At 64.8% G+C, this 9183-nt stretch carries 9 protein-coding genes and 2 pseudogenes; 8 read left to right on the forward strand and 3 right to left on the reverse strand.

The features are described 5' to 3' along the window. Positions 1-73: 73 nt before the first annotated feature. The 7 genes and pseudogenes from BN948_RS24870 to BN948_RS24900 form a co-directional block, all read left to right on the forward strand. A pseudogene (locus tag BN948_RS24870) lies at positions 74-352 on the forward strand (DsbA family protein); the annotation flags it as partial. Positions 353-527: 175 nt separating this feature from the next. Beyond that, positions 528-1022, forward strand: coding sequence for a RadC family protein (gene radC, locus BN948_RS24875; RefSeq protein WP_009518518.1), 495 nt, complete (start codon positions 528-530; stop codon positions 1020-1022). A gap of 163 nt (positions 1023-1185) precedes the next feature. Then, complete coding sequence (locus BN948_RS24880) at positions 1186-1632, forward strand: TIGR03757 family integrating conjugative element protein (protein ID WP_009518519.1); 447 nt, start codon at positions 1186-1188, stop codon at positions 1630-1632. Beyond that, the gene (locus BN948_RS24885; RefSeq protein WP_009518520.1) at positions 1629-2576 is read left to right on the forward strand and encodes a TIGR03756 family integrating conjugative element protein; all 948 of its coding nucleotides are present in this window, start codon (positions 1629-1631) and stop codon (positions 2574-2576) included. Before BN948_RS24880 ends, BN948_RS24885 begins: the two co-directional genes overlap by 4 nt. Before the next feature lie 9 nt (positions 2577-2585). Continuing rightward, entirely contained in the window at positions 2586-3980 is a 1395-nt protein-coding gene (locus BN948_RS24890; protein WP_009518521.1) for an integrating conjugative element protein, read from the forward strand. Beyond that, the gene (locus BN948_RS24895) at positions 3977-4336 is read left to right on the forward strand and encodes a hypothetical protein (RefSeq protein ID WP_009518522.1); all 360 of its coding nucleotides are present in this window, start codon (positions 3977-3979) and stop codon (positions 4334-4336) included. The genes BN948_RS24890 and BN948_RS24895 overlap by 4 nt, the downstream gene beginning before the upstream one ends. 14 nt (positions 4337-4350) lie before the next feature. After that, positions 4351-5868: a conjugal transfer protein TraG N-terminal domain-containing protein gene (locus BN948_RS24900; RefSeq protein WP_009518523.1), complete on the forward strand. Its 1518-nt coding sequence runs from the start codon at positions 4351-4353 to the stop codon at positions 5866-5868. Between the two features lie 15 nt (positions 5869-5883). On the opposite strand, the gene BN948_RS24905 is transcribed toward BN948_RS24900, so the two are convergent. From BN948_RS24905 to BN948_RS24915, 3 genes are read right to left on the reverse strand one after another with little or no spacing between them, the layout of a single operon-like run. Beyond that, complete coding sequence (locus BN948_RS24905) at positions 5884-6261, reverse strand: DUF3742 family protein (protein WP_009518524.1); 378 nt, start codon at positions 6259-6261, stop codon at positions 5884-5886. Positions 6262-6287: 26 nt separating this feature from the next. Beyond that, positions 6288-6746 (reverse strand): type II toxin-antitoxin system YhaV family toxin, encoded by a 459-nt coding sequence (locus tag BN948_RS24910; protein ID WP_009518525.1) that lies wholly within the window; start codon positions 6744-6746, stop codon positions 6288-6290. Further along, a complete protein-coding gene (locus tag BN948_RS24915) occupies positions 6746-7063 on the reverse strand; it encodes a type II toxin-antitoxin system PrlF family antitoxin (protein WP_009518526.1) in 318 nt (105 codons plus the stop codon). The genes BN948_RS24910 and BN948_RS24915 overlap by 1 nt, the downstream gene beginning before the upstream one ends. Positions 7064-7361: 298 nt before the next feature. Here BN948_RS24915 and mobH point away from each other — a divergent pair. Continuing rightward, a pseudogene (gene mobH, locus BN948_RS24920) lies at positions 7362-9107 on the forward strand (MobH family relaxase); the annotation flags it as partial. Positions 9108-9183: the final 76 nt, after the last annotated feature.

Here is a 9183-nt window from a genome sequence, read left to right on the forward strand (position 1 = left end):
ATCTCGTTCAAACCTTTTCAGTCAAAGTGCTCAGCATAGACGAGCAAGTTGCTTGACCGTCAACGCGACAAAACCCTACCCCGACCTTACGCCACCCATCGAGCAGTGCATCGCGAGCGAGCGGCCCGACGCGGCGATTCGCGCCCAAACTGCGGAAGCCACGAACAGCGGCGTGACCGCCACGCCGTCGCTGCGGCTACACGATCGCGAAACCGGCAAGGCTATCCTGCTGCAGGGTCCGATCGAGGGCGATGCCTTGCTGTCGGCCATGGACATGCTCGCGGCCCGCGATCCCGCCGCCACACCTACATCGGAAATGCCTGCCGACGTCGTCGGCGACATGCCCAGGTAGCCCCGGTCTTCAAGGCTACGGCGCAGTCCGCTGCGCTGACCGCAACCCGTTCGCCTCGCATCCTGGCCGCGAACGATCACCGCTCCCGCGGTGATGGATGCACCTTGTTCGTTCCCCAGGAGGGCTTGCCTTCCCCGGGCGCGCGCCCTCCGATCTCAACATTTGGAGGTTCGCCATGTCTTTCGTCGTCAATGACTCCTGCCTGGAGTCGCTTTCCGCCATCGCTGCCCAGCACGAGGACTGGATCATCCAGCAAGCCATTGCACTGCTGGAGAAGCGGGTTTTCAAAGCGGGTCCGAAACTCCTCGACCCCACGGCCGTGCGCGACTACCTGCACGTGAAGCTGGTGGCCGAGCCCAACGAAATATTCGTCGCTGTATTCCTTGACAGCATGCATCAGGTGCTGGCCTACGAGCCGTTGTTCAGGGGCACGATCAACTCGACTTCGGTCTATCCGCGTGTCGTCGTACAGCGTGTGCTGGAATTGAATGCCGCTGCGGTGGTCTTCGCACATCAGCACCCCTCGGGCATGTCCGAGCCGTCGATCGCGGATCGCGTGCTGACCCAGCAACTGCAGGCCGCGCTGGCGCTCATCGATGTGCGGGTACTGGACCACATCATCGTCGGCCAGGGTGCCCCGTTCTCCTTTGCGGAGTCCGGCCTGCTGTAAGTGTTGCACTGCTTCGTTGATCAGCGCGGAGGCTTCGGCCTCCGCTTTTTCTTCGCGGCGACACAAGCAGGTATGCGGGGTGGCCGCGATGCGCATTGTTTGTTGGGACCGCATGGGGTTCGGCGTTTGACTATGGCCCTGATCAACTTCCGGGGCGCATGACATGCCAGCAGCTTTTACCCGGTTCGCACCAGGCTGGCGAACCCTTGGCCTGGCCGTGGCGCTGCCGGCGTCCCTGGCGGTGTTCAGCCCGGTCACCTTCGCCGCCGACGTGGTGGTCGTCACCGACGGCCACCACCCGGTCAAGACCATGGGCGGCGAACGGCTGATCGAGCTGGATGAAGCGCCGCGCATCGAGGCCGAGCTTTCGGCGAATCTGCCCACCGACCCCGACCAGGCGACAGCCCTGGTCAAGCGTCGGCTGACCCAGGGAGGCACTGACCTTCAGCGGCGCATCGCGACGGCCTACCAGGGCGTGACGGACGCATGGAGCCTGGGCATCACCGCCGTCCCGGCCGTCGTGGTGGACCAGCGCTATGTGGTCTATGGCGAGCCGGACGTGGCCCGCGCCATCGCGCGGATCGAACAGCACCGGAGGACCGAACCGTGATCCACCCATTCGACCTTCTGCGCCGCATGCGAGCTGCTGTCGCGTCCGTGCTGCTGCTTAGCGCCACGGGCAGCTACGCCCTGAACACGGCAACCATCGTGGGTTCAGTGGCTTCGCCCGATTGCCTGGAATACCGGGTGGTGGGTATCTGCTACTGGCTCTATTGCACCTGGACCGGCTGCACGGTGCGTACCTCCGTCAAGGTCAGGCACTACATCCCCGATGCAGTGGTGTCGTCGTACTCGAACACCGGCGAGAACCCCTGGGTTGAAGTGCGCGCCATGAGCACGCCCAATCCTTCGGCCCAGGCCGGCGGGGACGGCACCACGAACGAGGATCATGAAAACAACCTCGCCAAATTCAAGAACAGCGATGTTATCGGCCATCCCGGCGGCGAGGTGTTCAACCAGTTCGCCTCGTCCTCCGGCTACTTCTGCCAAGGCGCGGGCACGGCCTTCATGCCGTATCTGCTCAGCACCCTGGACACGCTGGCCTGGCGCTACAACGTGCCCGAGATGGCCTACCCGGAGGCGTTGATTCCGGGCATGCGTGAGGTCGGTGCGCGCACCACGATGAACCTCTGGGGCAATGTCTATCCACGCGGTGGCTTCCTGCACCAGACCGACGACCACAAATCCGGGGCGGTGGTGGCCCAGCGCGCGGGCGATGTCGTCACGCGCCGCGGGCAGTTGCACGTGTACCAGCCACTGCTCGCCAACGCCCGTGACGGCTACTGGCCGGCCGGGGCTCTGGTCGAAGGCGATACCTCCACCGGGAAGTGGCAGGAGCTGACCCCTCGTCTGTCGAACACCTGCGTGGTCTTCCCCCACAGCGGCACGCTGACCCAGGCCCAGCAAGGCGACTACGCCTGGGCGCTGTGGCGGCCGTATGCCTGCTGCGAACGCCGCGGGCAGGTGTTCCTGGGCAGCGTCGATTTCCTCTGAGGTGCCACGATGAAGCGTCCTGAACCGATGAACCTTTCCGCCAAGGCGTGCTACTTGCTGCGCCCGACGGCGCTGGCCGGCACGCTCGCTCTGGTCTGCGGCCTGGCGTGGGCGCAGGTCGGATACCAGAACAGCGGCCCCGTCATTGGCGATGACGTCATGTACTCGATCGGAGGCGGCAGCGCGGTGTCCATGGGCCGCGCGGCTGGCATGCGCTCCATCGGGGTCGGCTTGGGGTGGAACAGCAACCTGATCTGCGGCGACATGAGCATCCAGACCACGCTGCGCAACCAGCTCAACGGCATCACGAACGGCTTCCAGCAGATCATGAGCAACGTGATCCAGAGCGCCACCAGCGCGGTGGCGTCCCTGCCGGCGCTGATCATTCAGCGCGCCGATCCCGGCCTGTACAACCTGCTGACCAACGGCGTGCTGCAGGCGCGGCTGGACTTCGACCGCTCCAAGCTGACGTGCCGCGCGATGGCCGAGAAGATGGCCGAGACGGCGGGCGGCCAGCTTGGCTGGAGCCAGATGGCCGAAGGCATGGCCCTGCGTGACGCGGTTGGCAGCAACGATGCCGTTTCGGCCGTCGAGCAGGCTGAGACGCGCCGCGGCAACGACGGCGTTCCCTGGGTGGGCGGCAGCAATGCCGGTGGCGCAGGCCAGTCCGCCATTCGGGTGGTCGGCGACGTCACCCGCGCGGGCTACAACCTGGTCAACGGGCGCGGCGTGACGGACACATCCTCCATCGCGCCCGCCAGTTGCGCGAGCCTGTCCTGCCAGACCTGGACGTCGCCGCAGCAGGCGACCGAATGGGCCACCCGGGTCCTCGGGGAACAGGTGCAGCGCACGTGCGATTCCTGCACCAAGACCGAGACGGTGCCCGGCGTCGGGCTGACGCCGCTGATCCAGGAGGAGTACGAAGCCAAACTGGAAGTCTTGCAGGAACTGGTTTCCGGCGTGCGCAACACCACCTTCGAGAACTTGCGCGAGGCCGGCAGCACGTCGCTGCCGATCACGCGCGGCGTCATCGAGGCGCTGCGCGACGAGCCGGACCAGGACCTGCTGGCGCGGCGCCTTGCGTCCGAGGTGGCGCTGTCGTCGGTGCTGGAGAAGGCCTTGTTGCTCCAGCGCACGCTGCTCACGGGAAAGAAGGAGCCCAACGTGGCGGCCAACGAGTTGGCGGTCGAGGCTGTGAACCACGAGAGCGACACGCTCGACCGGGAGATCCGCAACCTGAAAACGGAGCTGGAGCTGCGCCGCGAGCTGGCGAACAACTCGCCGATGGCGATCATCCAGCGCCATGGTACGCGCGCGGCCGGCTCGCGCGGCATCTACGAGGGCGATCCGGTGCCCGACCGCCTCGACCAGTTGCAGAAGGGCAATCCGGGAGTCCGGCCATGAGCGCAATGCGCATGACCTGGCGCCCCTTGCGCTGGCTGTTCAGCCGGCGCGCGGCGAAAGCACTGCTGTGGGCGGTGGTGATCGTCGCCGCTGCGGTGGGGGCCAACGTCGCCGGCATCTACCTGGTCGGGAGCGTGGCCGGCTGGGAGCGGTGGCTCGCGGCCGCATCGGGCTACTTCTTCGTGTGGCGGTTGTGCCTGTACGGGGCGACGGCCTATGGCTGGGTCTGGATGCGGCGCCGGCTGCTGGTACGTGAGGACGACGCCCAGGCGCGGCGCCGCCTGGTGCGCACCGAGGTCGCGGGCGTCGTCGCCATCGTGGCGCTGGAAGCCAGCCTGCTGATGCAGGCCGGTTGAGGGGAGATGGCGCGATGACGCTTTTCACGACCGACTACCTGGAGTACTACCTGACGCTGGTGTCCTGGATCGTCAACAACGGCATCTGGGCGGTGCTGGTATCCAGCGGGGTATTCGCGCTGCCTTTCGTCGCCATCATCGTGCAGGAGTGGTTGAAGGCCCGTGCGGAAGGTGCCGACGAGGGCAATAAAGGCGTGCTGAGCGCCGCCCGCATCGAGAACCGGGTCTTCGTCGCCATCGTGGTGGTGATGTTCGCCGGCATTCCGTTCATCGACGTGGACCTGAACACCATCCAGTACGACAGCTCGCGCTCGGCCCAGTGCCAGGTCAGCGTGCCGCAGCCCACGGATACCGGCTGGTCGCAGTCCTTCAGCACCATCAACAACCAGTCGGCGAAGGTGCCCGTCTGGTGGGCGTTCATGCATGCACTCTCGCGCGCCGTCACGAGCGCCTCGGTGGCGGCGATCCCGTGTGGCACGGACCTGCGGCAGATGCGCATGGAGATCGACGCCACGCGCATCGATGACCCGGTGCTGGCTCAGGAAGTAGCGGATTTCTCGCGGGATTGCTATGGGCCTGCACGGGCCAAATTGTTCATGCAGCGCCCTCAGCTCGATGAGCAGCAGATGCACGACGTGACCTGGATCGGATCGCGGTTCTTCACCGACACGAACGGCTACTACGACACGTACCGTTCCAGCACGCCGCGCGATGACTGGCCCTATGACAGCAACCGCGACGCCGGGCTGGCTCAGGTATCCAGTGGCGGTGGCTACCCGACCTGCAGGCAATGGTGGGCCGATGGCGGTAATGGCCTGCGGGCACGCTTGCTGGGACAGGTGGACCCGAGCCTGCTCAATCGCCTGGCGGGCTGGGCCGGGTTCCTGAGCCGAGCCGAGGTGGACGACTCGGTAATCCGCACGATCGCGTCACCGCGGCAGCAGAAATTGAACCAGGGCAGCGTCTATACCGACTACGGCGGCCAGATCGACAAGACCCTGCCGAACATTGTGACGCGGGCCACGGGCGATGTTGGGATGGCAGTCGGCGCGATTGCCGCGTTTCCAGCCATGGACGTCGCGAGGCAGGCCCTGCCCATGGTGCTTGCATTGCTCAAGATGGCACTGGTTATCTGCATCCCGCTCGTGCTGGTCGTGGGCACCTATGACCTGAAGACGGTGGTCACGGTCAGCGTCGTGCAGTTCGCGCTGTTCTTCACGGACTTCTGGTTTCAGCTTGCACGCTGGATTGACAGCACCATCCTCGACGCGCTCTATGGCTGGGGGTTCGGCTGGAACCGGCCGCACACCAATTTCGACCCGTTGGTAGGACTGAACAACGCCTTCGGTGACATGCTCCTAATGTTCGTCACGGGCACGATGTTTCTGGTCCTGCCGACGTTTTGGGTCGCTGCCTTGGGGTGGGTCGGAGTTAAGGCTGGGGTGATTGCTCAGAACCTTGCTGTCGGCTCCAAGGAAGCGCGTGATAGCGCCGGGTCAGGTGTAAACAAGGTAGCCGGCAAGGTTCTGTGACGGACAGTCCAAACCTCAGTCATCGAACGGATCGTTCGGGTCGTGAGGGTCGAGCCGCTGGCCATTGGAAGAATACAGGCCAAAGCCCGCCTCGCCATTGCGCAGTTCATCCTGTTGCGCCCAGCGGTCATCATCCCTAGCCGAATTTCCAGCCAACCATGCCGCCGCAACGCCCAGCAGTAGCAACACCGCCAGCCAGAAGGTGGTGTACAGCAGCACCCCGAGCGCAACCAGCTTGACCACCCACACGAACGCGGTGGCACCGGCCGCCGGCATCCCCTTGGACACCAACCAGCTCGATGCCCGGCGTTCGCCGCGCACGTAGGCACGCCATCCGCGACCCAAGGTGCGGCCGAGGCGTTCTGCGGTGCTGATGCGTGTCGTGGTGTTCATGGTCGTCTCCTGCTACTGAGGGATGCCTATTCCAGTTTGCTCCAATCCTGCTTGCTTGCCTGTATCAGCGCGTGCCAGTCGTCTGGTGGGTTCCCGCGTCCGAGCATCTTCTCGAACACGACATACGGGTCCGATTTGCTACCCGAAGACCGCAGGGTCTGTTCATCGTTGACCCAGGCGTACACAATGACCTTCGCCTTCGAGTCGTACCGGAAGAACAGCCGGAACCGCCTTCCGATCTTGGCCCTTCGCCAGTGGCGGTGGGCAGGTCCCAAGGTGTTGCCCTGGCGGTACTCGTCGCGTGCCGGATCGCCTGGCACCACATCCAACATCAACTGGCTCAGGGCCCGGAAGAGCTTGACGTTGGCATTGGACTCGAAGCCCGCCGGGTCATTCTCCTGCGCGCGCCTCGCGGCCGCATGCAGTTTCTGCAACTGCTCGATCACGCAGTCGTGGAAGAGCAGCGTCCAGCCATGCCGTTGCATCAGAGTTCCACTTTCCCGTCGATCTCCTCGTCCAGGTTCACACCGTGGCCAGCATGCTCCAGCATGGCGCGCGCCAGATCCTCGGGCAGGCCCCGGACGTTCCGGCCAGCTTCGATGTCGCGGGCCAGCAGGCTCAGAAACGCGCCAATGGCGGGGTCCTCGTGCTCGGCATCAACACGGGTGACGACGACTTCGCTGCCCCGCAGATCGAACGCGAGCTTGCCGCCGGCATCAACGCCCAGCGCCTGCCGGATAGGCTTGGGCAGCGTGACCTGGCCCTTGGAGGTCAACGTGGCGACTTCGTGGATGGCAGGCATGGCGGCTCTCCTGATTGCGATACCCGCATGGTAAGGAAATTTCCTTACTTTGTCAATGTGAAGCCTCATGGCGCTCTCCCGGTCCAAGAATTGGCCCATCGTAGGGCGTGAACAGCCAGCCTTCCTGCATCAATCCGGCCCTGCCGCAACCCACATTGGCGATGGACGATCAGGACCCGTTGCTCTATACCCAAAGGCCGCAAAGGGTCGAAATGGCAAGGGAATGGAGTGCAAGGGGAAAGGCTCTATCCCCAAAAGGCAAAAAGGCCTCCCGCTCGGCCCCCGACAGGACACCCGCATGCTTTCTCTGTTCCAGCGAAAACGGCCCGCGGTCGCTGCCGCTCCGACGCCACCATCGGTCACCGACCTCCCGAAAGGGTTGATGCGGCCCGAGTCGGCCGCATCGCTGCTGGCCACCCCGCGCCGGCAGAAGCTGCTGGAGCACATCTGGCAGCGCACGTCGCTCTCACGTAAGCAGTTCGCCACCTTGTACCGGGCGCCCCTGGAGCGCTACGCCGAGCTGGTCCAGGCCTTCCCGGCCTCCGAGGCGCATCACCATGCCTACCCGGGCGGCATGCTGGACCACGGCCTGGAAATCGTCGCCTACAGCCTGAAACTGCGGCAGTCCCATCTGCTGCCGATTGGCGCCAGTCCCGAAGACCAGGCGGCGCAGTCTGAAGCCTGGACTGCCGCGGTCGCCTATGCCGCGCTGCTGCACGACATCGGCAAGATCGCCGTCGATCTGCACGTCGAACTGGCCGACGGCTCGCTGTGGCACCCCTGGCACGGCCCGCTGCACCAGCCATACCGCTTCCGCTACCGCGACGATCGGGAATATCGGCTTCACAGCGCCGCGACAGGTTTGCTCTACCGCCAACTCCTCGACCGTGATGCCCTGGACTGGCTCAGTGGCTATCCCGACCTGTGGGGACCGCTGCTCTACGTCCTGGCCGGCCAGTACGAGCACGCCGGCGTGCTGGGCGAACTTGTCGTGCAGGCCGACCGGGCTTCGGTGGCCCAGGAACTGGGCGGCGATCCGGCCCGCGCCATGGCTGCGCCCAAGCACGCGCTGCAGCGCAAGCTGCTCGACGGGTTGCGCTACCTGCTCAAGGAACAGTTGAAACTGAACCAGCCGGAAGCCTCCGATGGCTGGCTCACCGAGGATGCCCTGTGGCTGGTGAGCAAGACAGTCTCGGACAAGCTGCGTGCGCACCTGCTGTCTCAGGGTATCGACGGCATTCCAGCGAACAACACCGCGGTGTTCAACGTCCTGCAGGATCACGGCATGTTGCAGCCGACGTCCGACGGCAAGGCGGTCTGGCGCGCGACTGTGACCAGCACGACTGGCTGGTCCCACTCGTTCACCTTGTTGCGTCTAACGCCCACGCTGATCTGGGAGCCGCGTGAGCGGCCGGCACCGTTCCCCGGCACGGTGGCGATCGACGTGGCGCCCACGGACAAAGAGGCTGACGTGTTCACCACCATTTCGACGGCCGGCCCGCTGGCCGCCCCGGAAGGCCAAGAAGATCCACCAGGGGAAGGAGGTCGTTCATCTTCAGCTCCTTCGTCCAAGTTCCAAACCTTGCCGGACGTGATGGAAGACATGCTTTCGATGGTGGGTATCGGCGACTTACCCGCGATCGGGCAGGACGCGGCAGTGCTCTCAGAGCAGGTGCCTGCCGCACGTCCCGAAATACCAACCTTGCCCGCGTCACTGCCGTCGTCGCCTGCGCCAGCGCCCTCGATAGCGCATCCATCCGGGGAGCACTTCATGGCGTGGCTGAAACAGGGCATCTTGTCCCGCCGACTCATCATCAACGACGCAAAAGCGCTCGTGCATACGGTGAGCGGCACGACCTACCTGGTCAGTCCCGGGGTCTTCCAGCGCTATGCGCAAGAGCACCCGCAAGTCGGCGCGCAGGCTAAGCAGGAGAGCCAGCAAGACTGGCAGTGGATACAAAAGCGCTTCGAGAGGCTGCAACTGCATCGCAAGCAGCCGAACGGCCTGAATATCTGGACCTGTAAAGTCACCGGGCCTAGAAAGGGTTTTGTCGCGTTGACGGTCAAGCAACTTGCTCGTCTATGCTGAGCACTTTGACTGAAAAGGTTTGAACGAGATG

It is taken from the genome of Hydrogenophaga intermedia (genome assembly GCF_000723405.1).
GTDB classification, from domain to species: domain Bacteria; phylum Pseudomonadota; class Gammaproteobacteria; order Burkholderiales; family Burkholderiaceae_C; genus Hydrogenophaga; species Hydrogenophaga intermedia.

Bases quoted from the DNA above. Each gene is read 5' to 3' on its own strand.
- radC (WP_009518518.1), top strand. From the start codon at position 528: ATGTCTTTCGTCGTCAATGACTCCTGCCTGGAGTCGCTTTCCGCCATC.
- BN948_RS24880 (WP_009518519.1), top strand. From the start codon at position 1,186: ATGCCAGCAGCTTTTACCCGGTTCGCACCAGGCTGGCGAACCCTTGGC.
- BN948_RS24890 (WP_009518521.1), top strand. From the start codon at position 2,586: ATGAAGCGTCCTGAACCGATGAACCTTTCCGCCAAGGCGTGCTACTTG.
- BN948_RS24895 (WP_009518522.1), top strand. From the start codon at position 3,977: ATGAGCGCAATGCGCATGACCTGGCGCCCCTTGCGCTGGCTGTTCAGC.
- BN948_RS24900 (WP_009518523.1), top strand. From the start codon at position 4,351: ATGACGCTTTTCACGACCGACTACCTGGAGTACTACCTGACGCTGGTG.
- BN948_RS24905 (WP_009518524.1), bottom strand. From the start codon at position 6,261: ATGAACACCACGACACGCATCAGCACCGCAGAACGCCTCGGCCGCACC.
- BN948_RS24910 (WP_009518525.1), bottom strand. From the start codon at position 6,746: ATGCAACGGCATGGCTGGACGCTGCTCTTCCACGACTGCGTGATCGAG.
- BN948_RS24915 (WP_009518526.1), bottom strand. From the start codon at position 7,063: ATGCCTGCCATCCACGAAGTCGCCACGTTGACCTCCAAGGGCCAGGTC.